The organism is Trinickia symbiotica (assembly GCF_003028655.1).
GTDB lineage: Bacteria > Pseudomonadota > Gammaproteobacteria > Burkholderiales > Burkholderiaceae > Trinickia > Trinickia symbiotica_A.
Genome location: NZ_PYUC01000004.1, coordinates 323,587 through 345,123 on the forward strand (window position 1 = coordinate 323,587; position 21,537 = coordinate 345,123).

The 21,537-nt window shown below is 60.6% G+C and carries 16 protein-coding genes and 2 pseudogenes; 14 read left to right on the plus strand and 4 right to left on the minus strand.

Annotation, left to right across the window (positions count from 1 at the left end; translation table 11 throughout):
• Positions 1 to 22: 22 nt before the first annotated feature.
• The 4 genes from C9I57_RS09895 to C9I57_RS09910 form a co-directional block, all read right to left on the minus strand.
• The gene (locus tag C9I57_RS09895; protein WP_107150442.1) at positions 23 to 958 is read right to left on the minus strand and encodes an OmpA family protein; all 936 of its coding nucleotides are present in this window, start codon (positions 956 to 958) and stop codon (positions 23 to 25) included.
• Between the two features lie 4 nt (positions 959 to 962).
• Entirely contained in the window at positions 963 to 1,949 is a 987-nt protein-coding gene (tagF, locus tag C9I57_RS09900) for a type VI secretion system-associated protein TagF (RefSeq protein ID WP_107150443.1), read from the minus strand.
• Positions 1,946 to 5,890, minus strand: coding sequence for a type VI secretion system membrane subunit TssM (gene tssM / locus C9I57_RS09905; protein ID WP_107150444.1), 3,945 nt, complete (start codon positions 5,888 to 5,890; stop codon positions 1,946 to 1,948). Before tssM ends, tagF begins: the two co-directional genes overlap by 4 nt.
• Positions 5,891 to 5,954: 64 nt before the next feature.
• Positions 5,955 to 6,818, minus strand: coding sequence for a M15 family metallopeptidase (locus C9I57_RS09910; RefSeq protein WP_107150445.1), 864 nt, complete (start codon positions 6,816 to 6,818; stop codon positions 5,955 to 5,957).
• Positions 6,819 to 6,946: 128 nt separating this feature from the next.
• Between C9I57_RS09910 and C9I57_RS09915 the strand changes: the two genes are divergently transcribed.
• The 14 genes and pseudogenes from C9I57_RS09915 to C9I57_RS09975 all read left to right on the plus strand — a co-directional run bounded on the left by C9I57_RS09915 (position 6,947) and on the right by C9I57_RS09975 (position 21,517).
• A complete protein-coding gene (locus C9I57_RS09915; protein WP_107150446.1) occupies positions 6,947 to 7,945 on the plus strand; it encodes a hypothetical protein in 999 nt (332 codons plus the stop codon).
• A complete protein-coding gene (gene tssF, locus C9I57_RS09920; protein WP_107150447.1) occupies positions 7,946 to 9,766 on the plus strand; it encodes a type VI secretion system baseplate subunit TssF in 1,821 nt (606 codons plus the stop codon).
• A 176-nt stretch (positions 9,767 to 9,942) separates the two neighbouring features.
• Positions 9,943 to 12,090: a type VI secretion system Vgr family protein gene (locus tag C9I57_RS09925; protein ID WP_107150448.1), complete on the plus strand. Its 2,148-nt coding sequence runs from the start codon at positions 9,943 to 9,945 to the stop codon at positions 12,088 to 12,090.
• A gap of 29 nt (positions 12,091 to 12,119) precedes the next feature.
• Positions 12,120 to 12,557 (plus strand): DcrB-related protein, encoded by a 438-nt coding sequence (locus C9I57_RS09930; RefSeq protein ID WP_107150449.1) that lies wholly within the window; start codon positions 12,120 to 12,122, stop codon positions 12,555 to 12,557.
• Positions 12,558 to 12,610: 53 nt separating this feature from the next.
• Positions 12,611 to 16,852: an RHS repeat-associated core domain-containing protein gene (locus C9I57_RS09935; RefSeq protein WP_258187569.1), complete on the plus strand. Its 4,242-nt coding sequence runs from the start codon at positions 12,611 to 12,613 to the stop codon at positions 16,850 to 16,852.
• The gene (locus C9I57_RS09940; RefSeq protein WP_219909863.1) at positions 16,849 to 17,184 is read left to right on the plus strand and encodes a hypothetical protein; all 336 of its coding nucleotides are present in this window, start codon (positions 16,849 to 16,851) and stop codon (positions 17,182 to 17,184) included. Before C9I57_RS09935 ends, C9I57_RS09940 begins: the two co-directional genes overlap by 4 nt.
• A 154-nt stretch (positions 17,185 to 17,338) precedes the next feature.
• A pseudogene (locus C9I57_RS09945) lies at positions 17,339 to 17,941 on the plus strand (RHS repeat-associated core domain-containing protein); the annotation flags it as partial.
• The gene (locus C9I57_RS09950; RefSeq protein ID WP_258187570.1) at positions 17,929 to 18,540 is read left to right on the plus strand and encodes a hypothetical protein; all 612 of its coding nucleotides are present in this window, start codon (positions 17,929 to 17,931) and stop codon (positions 18,538 to 18,540) included. The pseudogene C9I57_RS09945 and the gene C9I57_RS09950, both read left to right, overlap by 13 nt.
• Positions 18,541 to 18,578: 38 nt before the next feature.
• Positions 18,579 to 18,758: pseudogene (locus C9I57_RS33800) on the plus strand (RHS repeat-associated core domain-containing protein); the annotation flags it as partial.
• A gap of 21 nt (positions 18,759 to 18,779) precedes the next feature.
• The gene (locus C9I57_RS33805) at positions 18,780 to 19,133 is read left to right on the plus strand and encodes a cytidine deaminase-like fold-containing protein (protein WP_440130194.1); all 354 of its coding nucleotides are present in this window, start codon (positions 18,780 to 18,782) and stop codon (positions 19,131 to 19,133) included.
• Between the two features lie 2 nt (positions 19,134 to 19,135).
• Entirely contained in the window at positions 19,136 to 19,495 is a 360-nt protein-coding gene (locus C9I57_RS09960) for a hypothetical protein (protein WP_258187571.1), read from the plus strand.
• A 166-nt stretch (positions 19,496 to 19,661) separates the two neighbouring features.
• Positions 19,662 to 20,000, plus strand: a complete 339-nt coding sequence (locus tag C9I57_RS09965; RefSeq protein ID WP_107150453.1) for a DUF7716 domain-containing protein — start codon at positions 19,662 to 19,664, stop codon at positions 19,998 to 20,000.
• A 66-nt stretch (positions 20,001 to 20,066) separates the two neighbouring features.
• The gene (locus tag C9I57_RS09970; RefSeq protein ID WP_107150454.1) at positions 20,067 to 20,942 is read left to right on the plus strand and encodes an SMI1/KNR4 family protein; all 876 of its coding nucleotides are present in this window, start codon (positions 20,067 to 20,069) and stop codon (positions 20,940 to 20,942) included.
• A 248-nt stretch (positions 20,943 to 21,190) separates the two neighbouring features.
• Positions 21,191 to 21,517: a hypothetical protein gene (locus C9I57_RS09975; RefSeq protein ID WP_107150455.1), complete on the plus strand. Its 327-nt coding sequence runs from the start codon at positions 21,191 to 21,193 to the stop codon at positions 21,515 to 21,517.
• Positions 21,518 to 21,537 lie beyond the last annotated feature (20 nt).

Sequence of the window (21,537 nt, forward strand, 5' to 3'; positions counted from 1 at the left end):
GAGCATCGACATTCGCGATCGCCTATTTGCCGACGCGAAACTCGATGCGCCGATTGCGCGCGCGCCCTTCGTCGGTATCGTTCGATGCAATCGGCTGATCGGGCCCGACGCCCATCGTCGTCATCGACTGTGGCGCGATGCCCTTCGTGACCAAGTACCCTTTGACGGTGTCGGCACGCGCCTGACTGAGCGCGATATTCGACGCGCGGCTCCCCGAATTGTCGGTATGGCCGATGATCTCGAAGGAGTTGTTCGGCATCTTCGCGATCACGGCGGCGAGCTGATCGAGGATGGCCCGGCCTTGCGGCGTCAGCGTTGCGCTGCCCGTTTCAAAGGCGATCGTGCGGTTCGCCAGCGTGCTGTCGAGCACGCCTTGCTCGGATGCGCTCACGTGCAATCCGTTCCGGATCGTGTACGTGGGGTTCAGCGCGTTGGCCATATCGCTCGCGATTTGCTGGCGTTGTGCTTCGTTGCCCACTTCGCCCTTGACGTCGATCTGCGTGCCGTCGATCTTCAGTTGTCCCTTGCTGATCTGCTTCAACTGCGGGCCGATCAGCTTCTGGACGTTGGTCGACCAATTGGGCGGCGTGGCGACACTGCCGACTTCAATCTGATCGACGACGTTCGCCGCGCCGTACGTATCGCGCAGGCGGGTCAGGACGGCGGTGCGTGTGCCCTCGTCCGGCACTTTGCCGCTGACGACCACCTGTCCGGGGATCGCGTTCACAGCGGGGGGCACGCGCGTGGCGGCGCTGCCGCCCGTGGAAGACTGCGCGGGCAGGGTCGTCGTTTTGATCTGGATGCCGCTGTTGTCGATCGGCGTCACGCTTGCCGGCGTCGCATTGTCGGCATGGACGGCCGCGCTGGCTGCAAATCCGAAACATGCCAGCGCAATCGACGCCGACTGCAAAACTGTCCAAGGGCGCCGCCGTGCGAGAAGGGAACGAAGGTCAGCCATCGTGTTAAGCCCCGACGAACGCTTCACGGAACGTATCGATGGCGATACGCAACGAGAGTTGAGGTTGTTCGAGATAGCTGACGAGCTTGCTGATGCCGGGCTCGTTCTGCGCATGCTCGTCGATCCATTCGGGATCGTCGATGTCGATGTTCTGCGTCGCATAGGCTTGCGGATCGATGACGCTATGGAGCGTCTTCGCCGACGCACCGTTGAATCCGATCACGAGTCGATCGCGCTCGGCAATCGTGCCGATGAAGATCGCGATCTCGAAATCGGCCTGCGCGAGAAACGGGGCGATGAGTTCGAGCCAGAACGCGGCGACGAGGCTTCGATAGAACGAATCGACGGGCAGCGGCAGCGTGAGGCCGCGTTCGAGATGGGGCGCTTTGCTCAACATGACGGGCTTCAGCAGCGAGCCGAGCGCGAGCATTGCGCCGCGCAGCCGCACCGGGTGGCCGCTCGCCAGCAGCATCTGCTCGAGGCCGGCCAGCGTCTGGTGCTCGACAAAATCGGCAAACGTGCCGTCGTGCGAGCTCGCCACGCCGACATCGATCGGGACCTGGGTATCGCCGAGCGCCTGCAACGCGGCATTCGGCTCGGCGCCCTCGAAAAGCTCGCGGATCTGCTTCGCGGCGCGCGACCAGAGCCGCGCGAAAGCGAGCGGGCTGCGCGCGAGAAACGCAAGCGGGCGCTCGACTTCGAGTGCCGTCGCCGCAAGCAGCGGGAACCGCCGCGAGGACACATCGTGACTCGTCATCATGTGACCGGCGATCGCGAGCTTGCTTTGCGAGCCTAGGAAAGCGAAGTGCATCGGCTTGGCGTTCTCATAGACGATTTTCCAGCGCGGATCTTCCGCGAGCAGCTCCATCGCTTGAGCGATCCAGTGATCGAGCGTTTGCAGTAGCTGCGGATTGTTCGTGCTCTTCACGAAGTCGCCGCGTGAGGGAATCTTGCCGAAGTAGGCCAATTGCGCCTGGACCGATTGCGTCATTGCGCGGCTCCCGGGTTCGTGGCGGCGGCGTTGGCCGCGGCCGGTGTAGTCGAGGCGGTGGTGGAGACGCTCGCGGCCTGTGCGCGGCCGGCGGCGTCCGTCGCAGCCATCGCAGCGGTCGCGGCGCCGCTCGACGAACCGCTCGCGGCCGCGGCGGCGGCGCGGGTCGCGGCGACGTCGACGACCGAGCTCGGCAGGCGCGTGCCGCGCAGGCTTTGCTGCTGCGGGGCGTCCGACGATCCGCTCGACGGCTGCGAGGTGCTGACGATGCGCATGCTGAACGCCACCGTCACATCGCCCTGCGTCCATGACAGATCGAACGTCCCGTCGGCGTTGCGCTTGCGCTGCGCGGAGTTGATGAGCTTCTCGAGGCCGTAGCGGCCCGGCTCGTTGACGAATTGGATCGTGCGGCCGTCGAACGTCACCGCCGTCAGCGTCGCGCCGGCCGTCCCCTGCGGATTCGGCCAGACGAAGTTCGTCCACTGCGCCGGCGTGTTGCGATAACGAAGTTGCTGGCCGTCGATCGTGATCGTGTATTCGGTCGTTTTCGAGCCTGGCTGCGGCAGGATCTGGAACACGGTCTGTGGTTCGGCCGCCGACTGACCGCCACCGGCGGCGGCGCCCGAGAGCGGCGCCACCCAGCGCGCGAATCCGCTCGAGAAGTCCGGCGTCAACGCAATGCCGATGCCGCCCCACGTGCGAGGGCTGAGGGAATCGCCGCGCCGCACGGCGAGCGGGCCGAGTGTCGTGCCGACGAACTTCGACACCGCGCCATCGGGCCCGAACACCTGCGCGATTTCGCCCGCGCCCGCTTCGACCTTCGCACCGGCCGAGAACGGATACTTGTTCGCGAGCGATGCTTCGAACGGCTGGTACACCTGAGCGTCCCAGACCTTGTTGACTTCCTCGCTGGCCGGACCGACGACGACGGCGAACGCCTGCATCAGCGGCCGCACGAGCAGCGGCCGCAAGGTCTTGCGCTGATCGTCGGTGAGCCCGTTGAGCATCTGCTCGTCGACGATCTTCAGGGAATCGGCGAGCTCGGAGCCGCTGCCCTCGAGCGTTTGCTGCATCAGCTGGCGCGCGCCTGGCCCGGGATCGCCTTGGTTCTTGATCACGTTGAAGCGCGTGCGCACTTTCGAAAGCGAATCCATGTAGTTCGCGAGCAGCGACGTGTTGTCCTGCTTCGCCACGATGCGCCCCAGTCCAGCGAACGCCGCGCCTACCGGCCCCATCGAGGGTTGAGCAGGCACGATGGCGTCCGGATCGATGCCGGCCGTTTTCGCCGCGTCTTCGTGCGACGAGAACAAGCGCTTGAACCATCCGGTCGTGCCGTTTTGCGCGCGTTGCACCGTCGTCGAGGCAAGCGCGGGGTTATCCCAGGCGGTCTGGTCGTACGCGGTTTCGAGAATTTTCTTGATCGGCGAGCTCTGCGGGTCGCCGAGCCGGTTCATCGATGCGACGGCCTGGCTGAAGTTGCCGAAGTCCTGAATGGCGATGCCCTGCATGAAGCGCTGCCAGTGCTGTGCATACTCGGCCTTGTACATGCCGACGAGCGCCTTCTGAATCTGCTCGGGGCTGCCGTCGAGCGTCAGGTCGTCCTGGGACGCCGTGTTGAGCACCCAATCCTTCGCCTGGAGCTCTTTCGTGGCCGCGTCGCGGATCGCGGGCCGGACATACTGGAACCATGCATCGCGCGTGAACGTGCCGGGAATCGCATAGCTGCCCGCGACGAGGCTCGCGTCGCCGTCGCCGACGATCCGCGCGACCGTCATCGGCGCGAATCGCGTCGAGGCACGTGCCTTGATTTCCTCGTAGACCCGCTGCCGCGCCGGCATGCCGCGCACGACGTGACGCAGATCTTCGCGGGTTTCGTCGACGAGCGAGAGATTCGCGTCGATCATCGGCCAATCGTCGTCGGCGACGCGCGACAGATAGAACGTAATCATTCGTTCGGCACTCCTGATCATCTCGTCGCGCGGCATGTTGCCGCGATTCGTCTCGAGCCAGCCGCGCCAGAAGCGGGCCAGTTGATCCGTGAGATGGGCCGCTTCGACGTGACGCTTGTCCGAGAGCATCAGGTAGGTCTTGAGCGCGTTATACGCGTCTTCGACGTTCGTGGGCGATGCGTCGCTGTAGAGGCCGCCTTGCGTGTTTTGGCCGTTCGCCGCGGTTGGCGACAGAGCATTGGTGCGAGCGGAGACGGGCACCGCTCCCGATTCGGGCGGACGCGTGAGCGGCGCGAGCTGGTCGGCGTGCGCATTGACGTCCTTGAGGAATGCCGCGAGATTCTGCGAGACCGGCGTGAGCATCAGCTGCTTGATGCCGCGGTAGTACTCGGTCAGCAGACGCTGCTCGATGACGTCGCCCTGGTAGAGCCCGAACGAAACCGCGAGCGGCCTGTCGCGACGATATTGCTCGAGCTGTTCGATGCGGTCCTCGAGAATATCCATCGCCTGAAGACGCGATTGCAGATCGTCACGCTTTTGCTGGATCCGCACGATGTTGTCGAGATCGGCCTGCACGTTGGCCACGAGCTGCTGATTGCCGATCGTCGACCAAGTCCAGCCGCCCAGCGCGAGCGCGAGGAGGGCGACGAACGCGAAGAAGGTGCCGTACCGCAGCCGGAGCTTCGCGGGGCTCGCGAACTGGCGCACCGTCTGTTTGTCGGCGAAGATGACTTTCGAGAAGAGATCGCGCAGAAAGAAGCCGTTTTTCGAGGTGGGCGGCTGCGCCGCCGGCACGTCGTCGGCCGAAAGACCGAACCGCTGCCCGATCCGCTGCGCCGCGGCGCTGCTCGTCACGCCCTCTTGCAGCGCGCTCGTGAAGTAGAAGCCGCGCAAGATCGGCTTGTACTGGAAGGGATTGTTTTCGAAGAGCGTGGCGAGAAACACGCGCAGCGCCGGCTTGATCGAGAGAAACTCGAGCGGAAAGCTGAGCTGGCCCGGGGCGAGCTTGTTGCCGCGATTGAGCGCCATCTGCGCGACGCTGATTTCCTTGAGGCCTTCGTAAAGCTCCTCGAACCGCTCATCGAACAGCGCGACGACATCGCGCTTCTCGTCCGGCTCATACGGCAACGTTGCCCCCCAGACGCGATCGTATTCATGACGCTCGCCACCACCGAAGAATTCCGAGAATCCCGTAATGAGGTCCGCCTTCGTGAAGATGACGTAGACGGGAGCGAAGACTTCGAGCTTTTCCGTCAACTCCTGCACGCGCTGGCGCAGACTCCGCGCGAGGTTGATCGTCGTGTCGGGGCGGCCGGCCGTCAGCTCCGCAATGCTCGCGGTGACGATGATGCCGTTGATCGGCGCGCGGGGCCGGTAGCGTTTGAGCAAGCCGAGGAAACCGAGCCATTCGGTGCGGTCTTCCTCATAGACCGAGTATCGGCCCGCCGTATCGAGCAGGATCCCCTCGGTGGTGAAGAACCAATCGCAATTCCGCGTACCGCCGATGCCGTGAACGACGGCATCGCGCTTTTCGGCGAATGGAAATTGCAGCCCCGAGTTCAGCACGGCGCTGCTTTTGCCCGCGGCGGGATTGCCGATGATGATGTACCAGGGCAGTTCATAGAGCGCCGAGCCACCCGATAGCTGACCGATCTTCGACGTCTTGATCGTGCGAACGGCATCGACGAGGCGCGTGCGCAACGCATCGAGCTCGGCTTGACGGGCCGGCTGCGCAGGGGCGGAGGTCGCCTTATCGGCTGCGGCTTGCTGCTCGAGCATATCGCCGAGCTGGCGGTTGGCGCGGCGCGTCGCGGCGGCCCGCCAGAGCCAGACGATCACGACGATCGCGAGCACGGCGCCGCACGCGATCGTGGGCCAGACGAGCGGAGCGTCGTACCAGAGTGCTATCCCGAAGACGATCGCCGCGACGACGAGAAGCCCGACGACGGTCATCGTCCGCTTATGAAAGATTGCATTGAAAAAGCGTTGCATAAGGCGTTCTTCTATTCGAATGCGAATGGCATGACGCGATGTGCGACATATCCCGAAACACGTATCACTTGCCCGCCATGGCGGCGACCCGCGCGCGTGCCAGGACGAATCCCGGCTTGTGGTATTCAACGTGTCCGAGGTCCATCAGTTTCCATCGTCCGCCCCATGTCAAGCCGACTTGCTCGGCTGTTTGCCCGTAGAGCTGATAACCCCGCATCGCCCACGGATCCTTTTCCGATATCACGAGCTTGCCGTTCCGCAAAAAAGCGTTGTCGGCGGCAAGCCCATACTGGTGATAGCTCTGATAGGCGGCCGCATTCGTTACACCCCCGAGTTTCGCGAGCCGGTCTTGCCGCTCCGGACTGCGATAACCCTCGAGCAAAGCCATTTCATAGCCGTATTGCTCGCGCATGATCTTGTAGACGAGCAATAAGCGCGTTCTAAAGTCGCTATCGAGCAGATTCCAATCTCGGCTGGCATCCACCAACGCTGGACGGACCTGTACGACTTCCTGTGTCGCAAATACCTCCGGCGGCAAAGGCGGCGGTGGAACGAGCTGTTCACCTTGAAGCAGCGCGGCGATTTTCTCGTCCGGCACCCGCGTGACGTCGCCATACTCGGATAGCTGACCGCCACGCAATGCAATTGCCAAAAAAGGAGGCGCGGCAAGGATACCTGCGGTAATCAAAATCAGCAAGCGATGACGAATCAGTATTTTTTTCGCGTCACTAAACGCGGATTGGGAAATTATTACTGATTTCGAAAAGCGAGTGCGTACTTCGCTTGCGCGTTTGGTTGCGTGAAGCCCGATGCGCCGGTGCAGTTGGAGCGCTGCGTTTATCACTGCCGCGCGTGCCGGCGGCAATAGCAGCACGGCTGCCACCGTCACGGCGAGCGCGAAATAAGCGGTAAGCGCAATGACAATCAAGGTCGGCCCGTAGAGGTGAAATAAATTGTCTTTTGTAATGCTTGCTCTTAGAATCTGGCCAGCCTGCTGCAAGGGAGGCCGGATCACATTATCAGCTCGAATTAATCCCGGATTCAATGAGGCAGTGAATGAGTGCGCCGGATAGCCGCGATTCCAAAGCGCGGCCCAGCTTGCTTTCCGATACAGCGAACGATGCAGCCAACGACGGTTCGCGGATTCTCGCGAACCTCGAAGGCCGTGTTGCCGCGCAGCCTTTGAAGTCACGCGGCGCGAAGAAGCCGTGGCTATTCGCCGCGGTCGTCGCGTTGGCCGGCGCGGGTGCATTCGGCGCGTGGCAATGGCGGCACATCTCGCCCGGCAGCGGTGAAAAATCGACGACGGCCGCTGCCGGCGGCAATACCGGTACGCAGAAGTCCGCCGCAACACCGGCGAATGCCAGTGCGCCTCTTTTGGCGGCCGCGGCCGCAGCGCCTGCGAGCGGCGTCGACATGTCGCCGGTAGCCGCTGCTTCTTCATCGTCGCAAGCGGCCATCATCGTTTCGGACAACGCTCCGGGCGCACAACCGGCGCCGTCCGCCGCATCCGCCGCATCCTTCGCCGCAGCGTCCACTGCGGATAGCTCGGACGGCGGACGATTGTCGCGCGCACTCGCGGCCGGCGCCGAAGCGCCCAAGAGCCATGCGAGCGGGACCGCGCCGGAGCCGTCGAAGCATCCAGCACAAGGCCGCTCGACGGCGAAGGCCTTTGCGTCACACAACAGTCATGAGCGGCAAACCAAGCGCCACGCGGAGCGTGTGGCAACTGACCGCTCGCGCACCGGCACGAGCGCCGCCGCCAAGACGAAGCCGGACGAAGACGTCGATTTGCTGGCCGCGCTCGTGGCGCGCACCAAGCCTTACGATGCGAGGCAGGGGCAGGCCGCGGCGAAGGCGCAAGCCGCCTCCTCAGCAGCGCAAAAGGAGGCGGCGAGGTCAGGCACGCTGCGTCAGGTGAGCCTTGCGCAACAGGTGGCCGAATGCTCGAGACGCGGCCTCATCGAGGAGCAATTCTGCCGTTGGCACGTCTGCGCCGATCATTGGGGCAAGGATCCGGCGTGCCCGACGAGTACGCCGTCCGTCTCGCACTGAATGGAAGATCTGCTTCCCTACTACGAACGCGAACTCGCGATGCTGCGTCGCTCGCTGAAGGAATTTGCGGCTCGCTATCCGAAAGTCGCCGCTCGACTGGCGATTTCGGGGGAGCATTCGGAGGATGCGCACGTCGAGCGGATGCTGCAGTCGTTCGCGCTGATCGCCGCGCGCATCTCGTCGAGAATCGATGACGACTACCCGGAGCTCACCGAGGACTTGCTCGAGATCGTGCAGCCGCGGTATCTGAGAGCCTTTCCGTCCTGCTCGATTGCACGGATCGATCCGAACAAGGGCAAAGTCTTCGCGGGCCTCGCGGAGCCCAGGACGTTGCCGAAGGGCACCGAATTCAGAACGAAGGGCACAGCTTATCGCTTTCAGTCGGTCTATGACGTCGTGCTGGCGCCGATTGCGATAGAGGAGGTTCGATACGCACGCACGGCTTACGCGCCGACGGGCGTCTCACTGCCCGAGCACACGACAGGCGTGCTGACGTTCACGCTCGCGTTTCCGTCGGGACCGAAGTCGATTGCATCGACGATGAGCACAATGCGCGTCCATGTGACGGGCCAGCGCGAGATCGTGGCATCGGCGATGGACGGTCTGTTGCTGCATGCGGCGGCGGCATTCGTCGAATCCGAGGGGCTCGGCCGCTGGCAACGGCTCCCGCAAATTCCGATCGGCGCGGTCGGCTTCGACGTTAGCGAATCGATGATGGGCGCAAGCGCCGGCGCAACGCAGGTCTTCTCCCTTCTTCTCGAGTACTTCGTATTTCCCGAGAAGTTCGACTTCTTCGATATCGACGTGTCAACGCTTGTCCGTGCCGCCGGCTCGAGCGGGCGTGTGAAGTTACATCTGGCCATCAAGGACGTGCACGAGGATTCGTGGCCGGCCGTGCGCATGGCGAAGCTGGCCGCCGAAAACTTCAGGCTCTTCTGCACACCGCTCGTCAACCTCTTCAAGTGCGACGCGCCGCCTATCGAAATCGCCGAGAACGTGGATACATACACGGTCGCACCGAGCGCGAAATCCGACACCTACGCCGAAATCTATTCGATTGACGAGGTGCGGGCCGTTCGCCCGGGCGGCGTCGCGATCGTGCAGCCGTTGCGCTCGCTCATGCATGGCGAATCGACGAGCTTTTCCGGCCCATACTGGGCAGTCCGACGAAAGGACCATATCGAGCGGGCCAGGCCCGAGCAGCGGACGCAGCTTTCCCTCGTCGGTCTCGACGGCAAGCCCATGAAGTCCGACATCAAGACGCTATCGCTGCAATTGACCTGTACGAACGGGAAACTGCCGTCAGAGCTTCCGATCGGGGCGGACGGCGGGGATCTCGAGACCACGGGCATCGAGAAAGATGCTGTGATCTTTTTGCTGCGGCGTCCAACCGAGCCGGTCCTGCCGCCGCGCGGCGAAGGCGCTCTCTGGCGGGTGATTTCGCATCTGACAGTGCATCCCATTCAGCTTCGCCCCGAGGCGCTCGACGAATTCAAAACGCTCTTTCGCCAGTTTGCGAGCGTTTCGGGGCTGCAGCCCAGACAGATCGATGGCCTCCGACATCTGAGCAGCCGCCGCTGCATGCAATGGATCGTGAAGCCACCGTGCCCCGCATTCGTGCGCGGCATCGAGATCGAGCTCGTCGTCGACGAGCAGGCATTTGCCCAGAGCAGCCTGGCGACGTTCATCGCCGTCATGGAGCGCTTCTTTGCACCGTATGCGCCTGCCGATAGCTTCGTCCAACTCGTCGTCATATCGAAGAGCAACGGAAGAGAGATACGACGATGCGAGCCGCGTGAGGGCATGGCGGCGGTGCTCTAAAATTGCCTCATCCCCAATGCACAAGAATTGTCAGGCGGAGCGTTAACGACAACAAAAAGCGTGATTAATCAGCTGGAATTTTGATACATTACCGACCGACTCCGTCGAAGAATCTTCAATGGAGCAGTCGTTGCATTTACCGTTGTCCCAGCGCGGGATAGCCAACGGGGTTCATCATGAGTTTCGTGTCGAACGAAGGCGGCAACGGCGGCCTGACGGGCCTGGGATTGGGCTTACCGGCCGCGCCGCTCAATGGAATCGGCTCGTTTGCGGGCATGGCGAGCCAAGTCGCCACGCTGACCGGCGCGCCTGGCGCCGCGGCGATCGGCGGTGCGACTCGCACTTTACAGCTTGCTCAGACGGGTCTGTCTTTATTAGGTAAAACGCCTGCTTCGATTGCCGATTCGATCAATAGCCTTTCGGGTGCGCGGCCGCGCCTGACGCAAACGAATCGGTTCATTACTTTTGAATCGCCATTAGGCGAAGACGTATTGCTGATCAGCGCGGCCGTCATCGACGAATATGTCAATCGGCTGCCCGAGATGCACCTCGATTTGCTCTCGCATCAGAGCGATATCGAGCCGGAGAAGCTCGTCGGCCAGCGCGTGAAGGTAACGCTCAAGCCCTCGCGGACGAGCGTGAGCCTGACGACGATCGTGTCGCGCTCGAGCGAGAACGACCGCCATTTCGACGGCTACGTGGCCTCGTTCGCGCGCGTGGGCAACTCAGGGACCGTCACGCGCTATGAGATGACGGTGGTGCCGTGGTTCTGGTTCCTCACGCGCTCGACCGATTGCCGCATCTTCCAGAACAAGACGGCGAAGCAGATTCTGATCGAGATCTTCCAGGAGCTCGGCTTTCACGATTACGAGTTCGACCTTCGCACGGCGCAGGTGCCGCTCGAGTACATCGTGATGTACCAGGAGTCCTACTACAACTTTTGCGCGCGACTGATGGAGCAGGAAGGCATGCTCTGGACGTTCCGCTACGAGAAGGACAAGCATGTGCTCGTGATCGGCGATACGAACTCGGCGTTGCCGAAGGTCGAGACGCTGAAGGCGGTGCCGTACTACGCGGACAGCGCGGCGAGCGAGCGCGAGGGCATCGACCGGTGGGACGAGGCGTTCGAGTTTCGTGTCGGCAAAATCAGCTTTCGTGATTTCAACTACAACCAGCCGTCTTCGTCGCTGATGTACGTGCAGGCGCCGACGAGCCGCCTGAAGAACCCGAAGATCGAAACGACCGAGCGCTACCAGTATCACTCGCTTTACGATCACCACGACGACGGACAGCGCTACGCGCGCTACGCGATGGAAGCCGAGGAGGCACAGGCGCGCCGCTTCAACGGCACGGGCTTCGTCTGCGCGATGACGACGATGGGTCGCTTCACGCTCGTCAATCACCCGAACACCGCTTACGACAGTAAGGAGTACGTAGCGTTGCACGTGCGTCATCAGGCCGTGAACGACTACACGCGGCACGCGGCGGAGATGCCATACCGCAACGAATTCACGTGCCAGCCGTTCGAGGTGCCGTACCGCCCGCAGCGCGTCACGCCGAAGCCGTATATGCAGGGGACACAGGCGGCGATTGTGGTCGGACCGAAGGGTGAAGAGATCTACACCGACGGCAGCCGTGTGAAGCTGCACTTCTTCTGGGATCGCCGCGGGCAGTACGACGGGTCGGATTCGATGTGGGTGCGCGTATCGCAACCGTGGGCCGGTGAAGGGTGGGGTGGCTCGGCGATTCCGCGCATCGGGCAGGAGGTCATCGTCGCGTATAACGACGGCGATCCCGATAACCCTGTGATCGTCGGGCGCGTCTTCAACGGGGCGGCCGAGAACCCTTACAAAGAGACGAGCGGCCAGACGATGGGCATCCGGAGCAAGACGCATCGGGGCTCGGGTTTCAACGAACTGCGATTCTCCGATGTCAACGGTTCGGAAGAGGTCTTCCTGCACGCCCAGAAGGACATGACGACCGTCATCCTCGACAACGAAACGCACACGGTCGATCAGGGCAATCGCACGGTGCTCGTCAACACCGGCGATGAGGTCAAGCAGATCGGGAAGGGCAGCCTCAACGAATCGATTGCGCTCGCGAGGACGACGACGGCCACCACCGTCGAGGTCAACACGGCCGCGAAAGACGGCGGTGGCGGGACACAGGTCTACCAAGCCGAGCGCGGCATCATGCACGCCGTCGGCGCCAGCATGATTACATTGGCACCGGAGGGCATCCGGCTCGAGCACAACGGCTCCGTGATCTTGATCGACGACTCGGGCGTCATGATCAACGGCAAGCGAATCGATTTGAACAAGTAAGAACGGCCCAGCGCCCCGTGAGACAAGACATGGACTACGCGATAAACGAAGGGACGTTCACGCTTCCTGACACCGCCGTCGATCGGACGGTCAACGCCATTCTCGTCAACCTCGGACCAGGTGGGTTGAGCTTGGTCGTTTCGCGTGAGGCGTTGCAAGTCGAGGAAAGCGAAGAAGCATTCATTGATCGCCAATTGAGAGCGGCGGCGCGCCAGGTGCCCAGCCTCAAGGAATTGGCACGGCGCGCCGTGACCGTCGGTGTCGAGAAACTGCCCGGTACGCAGATCGATCTCGTGCTCGAGCAAAGCGGTGCGACGTTGCATCAATTGCAGACGGTTTTTCGCGTCGGCGGGGACCGGATGGTCGTCATGACGCTGACCTGCGCCAAGCCGCTGGATGCAGAGCAAAGTACCTTCGCGCAAGAGATGCTCGACAGCTTTGCGCCGCGCTCGCGGGCCATTGGTTGACGCCGCGCCCGCTTGAGTCCCCTGTTCGACTTACGCCCGACGACTTTTAGGCCATGACCGCAGCCGCGCGAATAGACGATCCGATCGAACATACGTCGCTATTGGGTGACCTACTGAAGATGGGCGGCTCACTCGTGGCCGGCATTGCCGTGGGCGCGCTGTTGACGGCAGCGGCCACGGCTGGCGTGGCGTTAGCGGTCGGCACGGGCGGATTGGCCGCGCCTGCCGAGCTTGCCATCATGGTGGCCGTATCGGCGGCGATGGAAGGAACGGGGGTCAACGAACTCATGGACAAGGGCGTGTCGAGTGCCGTCGATGCGCTTGTGCCGCCCGTCATCAAAGGCAATATCAGCAGCGGGTCGTCCGATGTCTTCGTCAACGGAGAGAAGGCGGCGCGGGCGGCTTCGCCTGGCGATCTCGATACGGTCAAATGCAGCGATCACGGCGGTCCGCAGATGATCGCGCAGGGCTCGGACAGCGTATTCATCAATGGCCAGCCCGCCGCGCGTGTGAAGGACAAGACCACATGCGGCGGTTCGATCGCGAAAGGCTCGGACAACGTATTCATCGGCGGTGGAACGGTCACGGTGCGCGAGATCCACGACGAACGGCCTTGGTGGGTCGGGGTGCTGGGATTCGCAATCGGCGTCGCGTTGGCATTGTGCGGACGAGGCAGGATGAACCTGAAGGGGCTCATGGGGAATCTGCCTTGCTTGGCGATGAGCTTCGGCGCCAGCTTTGTCGGCGGCATGATCGGCCATGGCATCCGCACGCTCGTGGGCCATCCGGTCAACGCCATTACCGGGGGGAAAATTCTCGACGGCGAGCACGACACGGACTTCGTGCTGCCCGGGCCGCTGCCGATTACCTGGCGACGCTTTTACAGCAGCCATGACGTGCGAGCCGACAGTTGGTTCGGGCAAGGCTGGAGCGTGCCGTTCAGCGTCGAGCTCGTCGTTGAGCGTAACGCGGCCGGCGAGGTCGAGAGCCTGACCTATTACGACGAACAAGGGCGCGATATCGTCTTCCCGCCCGTTCCCGCCGGTGAGAGCCACTTCAGTGTTCCCGAGGGTACGTATCTGATCTGTACGGCGGGCGGGCACTATATCGTTGAAACGGTCGATGGGCTTTACCGGGACTTCGGACCTGCGACAGGTCAGACGCCGGTGCAGCGGCTCAAGCTTCAACGCCTCGAGGACCGCAACGGCAACTGGATTGCTTTGCAGTACGAAGCAACCGGCGGCGCGCATCGCCCGTCGAAGATGACCGACAGCTGCGGTCGCGTGTTGCGCTTCTACTACGATCCCGGATTCGCGCAATGCATCACAGCGGTGCGCCTCGCGCGCGGCGTCGAGGGTGAACCTGAAGAAGTCTTGGTTCGATACGAATACTCGGGGCAGGGGCAGCTTGCCACCGTGATCGACCGCACGGGAACCGTCCGGCGCCGCTTCAGCTATGAAAATCGGCTAATGACCAGTCAGGTGCTGCCGGGCGGCCTTCAATGTTTCTATGCATGGCAGGGCGAAGGCGCTACGGCGCGTGTTGTGCGCCATTGGACCGACGACGGCGAATCGTACACGTTCGAGACCGACTCCGAGCAGCGTACGACGATCGTGCGGGATCAATTGGGACGGGTGACGCGCTGGGAGTGGAATGCCGACTGCCAGCCCACGTCCTATACCGATGCCGAAGGGAACGTCTGGCGGCTCGAGTGGAACGAGTTGCGGCAACTCGTGCGCGCACTTGACCCGACTGGCGCTACCACGTCGTTCGAATACGACGAGCTGGGCCGCGAGATCGCTCGCACCAACGCACTTGGCCAAACCGAAAGAACCGAATGGAATGGGCACTTTGATGTTCCGACCGCAGAGACGAATGCGGCGAACCATCGGCGCGTCTACCGCTATGACGACAAGGGCAATTTGACCGTAGCCGTCGACGAGGCGGGCTTCAAGACCGAGTACCACTACGACGAGCGCGGTCTGCTGCATACGATCCGCGATGCGCGCGGGGGATACAAGCTGCTGGAATGGAACCGCCGCGGGCAATTGACCGCCTACACCGACTGCTCGGGCAAGCAAACGCGATTTACCTACGATGAACGCGGCTCGTTAGCCCGCGTGACGGACGCGATGGGGCAGCATACCGCCTATCGCGCGGACCCCTTGGGTCGTGTGACGGAAATTGTCAATGCGGACGGCAGCCGGCAGGAATTTCATTACGACACTGCCGGCCGGCTGACCGAGATCGTCGATGCGAAGGGCAACCGCACCCGTTACGAGCTCAATCCGCGCGGATTGGTCACGAGCCGGACAGATGCGGCCGGGCGCGCGGTGCGGTTCGGCTACGACGCGGCTTACCGCCTTGCGACGCTGACGAACGAAAACCGCGAGACGTATTGCTTCAAGTACAGCGAAACTGATCGGCTAATCGAGGAAATCGGGCTCGACGGCATACGGAAAACGTATGAATACGATGCTAGGGGATCGGGAACGCGAACGACGGATGCCGCGGGCACGGAGCACGCGCTGATCACTGCCTACATACGGGATGCGCTGGGTCGGGTGATCGCGAAAGAAGCGGGTGAGCTGCTGTGCACATACGGGTATAGCAAGGCCGGGCAATTATCGAAGGCCGAGCAGTTTGCCCGATATGGCGAACGTACTTCGCTTCAAAGTCGCGTCGAGCTCAATTACGGACCGCGAGGCGAAGTGCTGAGCGAGCGCACGGCGACGGGGCGCATCGAACACCGGTACGACGAGCTCGGCAACCGGATCGCGACTCAACTGCCCGACGGACGCACAATCAACTGGCTGTACTACGGCTCCGGGCACCTGCACCAGGTCAACCTCGACGGCATGGTGATCACCGATATCGAGCGGGACGATCTGCATCGAGAGGTGCTGCGCACGCAGGGCCGGGTGACGAGCCGGTTCGGCTATGACGTGCTGGGACGGCGCACGCTGCAGGAAGCGTTTGCGGGTCGACCGACGGCGCCGGATGCGCAAAGCTTCGCACTGCGAAAGGAGTGGCAATACGATCCGGCGGGCGAGGTGGTGCGCAAGCTGCACTCGGTGCATGGGAGGACGGACTATCGCTATGACGCGACAGGGCGTATCGAGCAGGCGAGCGGCGTGGGCATTCCGCCGGAAGTGTATCGCTGGGACGCAGCGGCGAACCTGGTGTCGGAGGAACGGCGAGGCGGCTATGTCGAGTACAACCGGCTGAAGATGTATGAGGACAAGCGCTTCGAATACGATATCTACGGGCGGCTGACGAAGAAGCTGAGCGGGCACGTTCAGCAGCAGCGTCTGGTCTACGATGCGTTCCACCGGCTGACGCAGGTGATGACGCACAAGGGCAACTGGCAGTGGATGATTGCGTTCGAATACGACGCGCTGGGGCGCCGGATCCGCAAGTCGAACGGCCATGTGGCGACGGAATTCGTGTGGGACGGGATGCGGCTGCTGCAGGAGCGCTGCGGCGATGATGAGGCGACGTATCTGTACGAACCGAATGGCTATGTGCCGCTGGCGCGCATCGACAGCAAGCCGGCGCCAGCGGCCAATGATGGGCAAATCGCGCCGCCGAACGTCTACTACTTCCATAACGATGTATCGGGACTGCCGGAGGAACTGACGGACGGCGACGGACGCGTGGCGTGGCGGGCGCGATACAAGGTATGGGGCAATACGGTCCAGGAGGAGTGGGTACACCCTGAACCGGTCATGAGCACCGGGCGGCAGATGACGCCGATCCCGCAGAATTTGCGGTTTCAGGGGCAGTATCTGGATCGGGAGACGGGGCTACACTACAACACGTTTCGGTTCTATGATCCGGACGTCGGGCGGTTCATTACGCATGATCCGATTGGGCTCAACGGTGGCGCGAACCTCTATCAATACGCGCCCAATCCACTCTTCTGGATTGATCCGTGGGGGTGGGCGTGTATCAAGAATAAAGAAGATGGAATGGCCCGCGAGGCCAGAGCTATGGATGTACTGGAACGGCGGTACGGCAAGGAAAACGTGATTAGTGAGCGATATCTTCGGGATGCCAGCGGGAAATCCGTTAAAGATCCGCTGACTGGAGAAAGACGTCGCATTGATTTTGTAGTTAAAGGGCAAGATGGAATTTGGCGTCCGGTGGAGATCACTAGCCAGACGGCTCCAAAATTTGATCAGTTGGCCAAGGAACTTAGAATTCGGGAAATGGGCGGAACTTTTGCAAGAGATCCCAATACGGGGGGGCTGGTGCCGGTGGAGGGTATTTCGAGGCTTATAAGGGTGCGATGATGAATAAGGTCGATCTTAGCTTGCATAATATCCCGGTGCTCTTGTCGGCGAACAAAAGCGATGCTTACCGTGACCAGATAATTAGAGTGTCGACCGTGCTTCTGGGGTTCCTGAAGGAGCATGATTTGTTGGTCGAAGCTGACCCATTCGGTGCGGATGGAAAAGTGAAAGAGGATTTTGTTTTGAGAATGTCAAATGTCACCAGCGATGGGTTGGAGTTATTTAAGAAGGTTGTCCCGGGGTGGTCGGCATATATCGATAAGGGCGGTGAAATTGAAAATATTTCTCGGCTCGAGAAGGGGCTTCAAAAGATCCGAGAAGGAAAAAGGTGAGAAGGGACTTCCGCTAAGGTAGGCGTGCTACCGATGTACGGCCAAAAATCACGTCTACGGAAAAAATCCCGTGTCGAAGGAGGTGTGACGCCGAAGACGCTTGCCAGATAAGGGAGCGAGCCCGGCGCGCGGAGGATTTGCGTCAGAGCGAATAGTTCAGGGGCAGTATCTGGATCGGGAGACGGGGCTACACTACAACACGTTCAGGTTTTACGATCCGGACGTCGGGCGGTTCGTCACACAGGATCCAATTGGGCTCGATGGCGGATCAAATCTCCATCAATATGCACCCAACCCGCTTGCGTGGGCAGATCCGCTCGGTTTATCGCCTAGCCAATTGCTGGCCGCTGCGATGGCAAAGGCTGGCAATCCAGTTCCGAGCCGCTATGCCGCGCATCACTTGATTCCGACGAATGTGGCGGGCCGATCTAATTTGATCCAGGAGGCTGTCAATCGAGGTATCTACGACCCGAATGGTGCAAGCAACGGCGCGGCGCTGCCCATGAGTGCAGCAGAATCGCTAGCGTCCGGTAAGCCGCTCCACAGCGGTGGTCATCTGGGCTCCTACTATGATGCTGCACGAACACGTCTGCTGGCATCGGAGCAGAAACTCGGAAACTTGGCCACTGCGACAGACGAGCAGCTGCTTCGCAAGATTGGTGCGGTTGAGCGAAGCCTGCGGATGAGTCTAGGGGCAGACAATCTCCGGCTGCAAAGCACCGACCCGCGTCCGAAGGGGATGCGTTGCAATCTTTGAAGGTCAATGTGATGAGATATTTTCTGCTTCGCCATGAATACTCAGACAGCGGCTATGTTGATGGTGATGTGGCGTTTATTCCTCCGCTGACCGGCTACTATCAGGCAGGGACCCCACTCGAAGTGGGCGATCGCGCCGTCTCCGTGACGATGGATAAAGCCGTTCGAAAGCTCAAGGCAGATTTCTTTCTGACTACCTCTGGAGCTTTTTTTGCAGCAGAGAAGTTGGCTACGCTGCTAAAGCGCTATCAAAACGATTTGCGGATAATTCCAGCGCACACATCCTATTCAAGCGGGAGGGCTACAGAAAAGCGTTACATGCTTGTACATGCGAATCGGCGTTTGCCGTGCTTTGACTATCGACGTTCGGAGTATGCCGGCAAGGCACTGGCTCTGCAGCGGCTCGAGCGTGGCGAGAGCGCTGACGCCTTCTTGGTCAAAGGAGTCCAAGCACTCGCCATTGATGAGAAATTTGCTGTGGGGGCGAACTTCTTTTTCATTAAGAACGTGGTGTTGATCGATCCGGTAGTTTCTGAGTCGTTAGAAAAAGAAATCCGAGAGCAGAAATTTAATGTGCGACTCGAAGCTGTTCCGGTATAAATCATTGATGTGAAAGACCTGAGGGTAGAGTGGAGATGCTGCGGTTTCAGGGGCAGTATCTGGATCGCGAGACGCGGCTACACTACAACACGTTTCGGTTCTACGATCCGGATGTGGGCAGGTTCATCACACATGATCCGATTGGACTTGCGGGTGGGAACAATTTGTATAGATTTGCACCTAATCCGCTGACATGGGTTGATCCGTGGGGCCTGGCAACTGTAGGCGCTTCGTTCCAGATGGGCGACCAAACATTCGCCGGCATGAATCCTACGGAGCGGATTCCTCGCCTTGAAGGCCCGACGCTTTCCGGTTTGGAGTATCCGAACAGCAACCGCTTTTCGATGCACGCCGAAATTGATGCAATGATGCAAGCGCATGATGCAGGCTTGCGTGGTGGAACTGGTGTTCTGACCATTGAAGGTTTGCCTGTCTGCGATTTCTGTAAGCGGAGCCTAAAGAATATGGCTAACCATCTGGAGTTGGACGAATTTATTGTTCATGAAAAGGTTACAGGGAAGATGTATAGCTTTACCAAGGCTGATCTTCGAAAGGTTCGCGAGGGCGGCAAGGGCTTCAAGAGGGGGTGTTGAACATGGAAGAAATTCTTAACCCTGTAGAGATCGCTATCGATAACGAAGATAGTGACGACGGATTTTTTTCCGTTGGCTTCATATTGAACTTCGATGTAGATCAGGTGCCGCATAACATCGGCCTCTGTCGAGACGCTTACGAGAATCCTGATTCGATCTATGTCGAGCCAGATGATCAGATATATGGCTTCCGTACGAGGAACGCATCATTCACGGTTAATGAGTTGATCTTGACGATTTCGTTGCATGATGAAAATAAATTCTACTGGGATGGTTCGAAGTCGGTAAGGATCAAACTTGATCCAAAGAAAAAGGACGATGCTGTCGCGTGCCTTCGTAGGATATTTGATCTGCAACCTTGAACAGCAAGGGCCGCAGGCGCGGCTCTTCACCTGTGTTGTGACGGTCAGTCGACAGCTTGCCTGATGAGCTGATCATGGGCCCTGCCATCTTGACTACCGCGCAAAAGGTATTGGCGGAAGAAATACTTTGGTGGAAGAGGGTGCAAGATAGCGCACGGGATCTAGCATGAAACTTTATCGAACGATTCAAGAGCTGCTTGGCGAACTGGATAAGCTCAACTGGGATGCTGCTCTGTTTGTTGATCAGAGCTCTTGGGCGACCAAGCCTCGGGAGACGGAGATTCTCTATCTGGAGGGGGATGATGAGCTCGAAGACGTTGTCGCTGGTACGCATTTGCCCAAGATCGCAAATGATCGCGGTATGCGGCAGTTGCTCGATGTTGAGACGTTTCGTGATGTCGTCAATTTCGAGGGAAAGCGAAATTCCGCGGCCTCAGAGGCGGATATCATTCATGCTTTAGATTATTACCGAGAGAAAGACGATTTTTATGATCCGCATCACTGAGCGCTCTAGCTCAGATTGACTGGCGGGGTTCTCCGGATACGCCAAGGGCCGCCCAATACGACGCCTTTGAAGGAGTTTAGAACGCGGGCGGAAAATTCGGGGAACGACCTGCAGTTCGAGAGGAAGGGAACCCGCCCCGATGCGCAAAGCTTCGCACTGCGAAAGGAGTGGCAATACGACCCTGCGGGCGGGGTGGTGCGCAAGCTGCACCCGGTGCATGGGAGGACCGACTATCGCTATGACGCGACGGGGCGTATCGAGCAGGCGAGCGGCGTGGGCATTCCGCCGGAAGTGTATCGCTGGGACGCGGCGGCGAACCCGGTGTCGGAGGAACGGCGAGGCGGCTATGTCGAGTACAACGAGCTGAAGATGTATGAGGACGAGCGCTTCGAATACGACATCTACGGGCGGCTGATAGTTCACAAGCGACGAGCGAACCGTGTGTATGCTAACGGAAGAGATATGCAGCAAAACACGTTTTCAAAGTGCGGACCTCCAATTGCCCAGTCCGACGTAGAGAGGCTCGAAAGTGATTTGGGCATCCAGCTGCCCGAGGCGGTGAAGGTCCACTACCTGACATTCAATGGTGGCATGCCGGCGCTTGACTGGTTTCCACTCTTAGATGATTGCGAACCGATATGGATCCACGAATTCCTTCCTATCGGAACGCGGGATGCTGAGGAGCCGACCATTCAGAGTGTATATGCGCGAGTCATTGGTAAAGCGGGATGGCCTCGTTCTTTTGTTCCCTTTGCCGTTGATGCTGGCGCGAATCTCTTCTGTGTCGACGCTGATAGTGGCGCCGTCCATTGCTGGTTGGCCGACACTTTCGATGAAACGCTGACAGATGCAGAGAACCGCCAGAAGGCGGACCGACGCCTCGCTGATTCGTTCGAGCAGTTCGTCTCCTCGCTGGTTTCCGAGGAAGAGGCGTTCGGCTAGCGTTCCGTCGCTTTCACATCGCGTAGCCAGCCGTTCTTGGGTGTGTGAACCAAGAACGTAGCGGCCGGTTCAAAGATGCATTTCGGACGCTGAGCGTCGCCCAAAAGCCGCGCGGGAAGCGGCTGATCGACGAGTCGGACCTGAGCCCGATTTCTGGCGTGCGAGGCTGGCCGAACGCGGAGCTGGGCTATATTGCAGGCAGATGGTGATCCGCTATCGTGCGGTCGTTGAGAAAAGGAAGCATCAGAATGAGCAAAATTGACACGCGTGTTCGCAATGTGACCGAACGAGGGGCGAATCTGTTCGCCGAGTTGAGCTTTGCCCCCGAGGAATCACGGCCTTATCAAGCCGAGTCACAGGCGCTCATCAATGAAACCTTGCCACGCAAAAAGCCGCTCAAGGGCGAGCGTTCGCCTCTTGGGTCGGAGCACCAACACCCGATGGATCGCGCATCAAGGACTGATTGGGAGTGGCTGAAAAAGCTCAAGGACGAGCAGATCGACACAAGCGACATTCCAGAACTGAGCGACGAGTTCTTCGCACGCGCTTGTATACTTGCTCCTCAGTACCGATAGCGCCATTCCTCACCATCCCC